Here is a 354-nt window from a genome sequence, read left to right on the forward strand (position 1 = left end):
ACTTCTACTCCTTCTATTCCTTCTTCTCCTGGATCTTGTATTCCATCGCCGTTAAGATCTTCAAATACAACTCCACTTAAATCTCCAACTACTGGTGCATAACCATCATCGGTTGTTGCTGTTTCAACTCCTTCTAATACAGTTACTGTTTCTGGATCTGAGGTTCCTGTTGTTAAAGTATCACTTACATCTGCTGGTAATGTTGTTTCATCCACATCTATTTCTGCATCTCCTACTGGAATGTCTGTTGCTGTCCATGAGCCATCCGTTCCTGTTGTTACTGTTGTTTCGTTTCCGTTAACATCAGTAATTACAACTTCTACTCCTTCTATTCCTTCTTCCCCTGGATCTTGT

Annotated in this window: 1 protein-coding gene; it reads right to left on the reverse strand. The window is 40.4% G+C overall.

Annotation, left to right across the window (positions count from 1 at the left end; genetic code table 11):
- A partial coding sequence (locus ACVC3Y_RS00125) for a SpaA isopeptide-forming pilin-related protein (protein WP_452225719.1) occupies nucleotides 1–354 on the reverse strand: 354 nt, incomplete at both ends.

The sequence above is a fragment of the Lacinutrix cladophorae genome, from assembly GCF_053604645.1.